Below are 324 nucleotides of genomic sequence, written 5' to 3'. Positions count from 1 at the left end.
AGTTTTACCGCAATGGAACACGAAAATAAGAGGGCGCTAAAAAGCCATTTTTGACGCTGCAGTAAATACAGTCCTGCCACCATAAAGAACAGCATCACACCTTCAAAATGTAAATTTCCCGTGAGTTCTATGATGATCAACGGATTCAGCAGATAGAGAAATATGTTGCTTTCCGGGAGATTGAGTTGCTTCAGCAATTTTCTTCCGAAGTAAAGAATCCCGATATCTGCCGCGATGATGAAGATCCGCAACCAGATCACAGATCCCAGAATGCTTTTTCCGCCTAAGAGAGCCGCAAGCGCAAAGAAAACCTGGTTGAGCGGC

At 44.4% G+C, this 324-nt stretch carries 1 protein-coding gene; it reads right to left on the bottom strand.

What is annotated here, in order from left to right; genetic code table 11:
• Positions 1–324 (bottom strand): MptA/MptB family glycosyltransferase (locus HC175_RS22100; protein ID WP_479685262.1); only part of this gene is annotated, 324 nt, incomplete at both ends.

Source organism: Salinimicrobium oceani (genome assembly GCF_012037645.1).
Note: the sequence above shows the minus strand (reverse complement) of the source record. Positions and strands in the feature narration are given on the sequence as shown.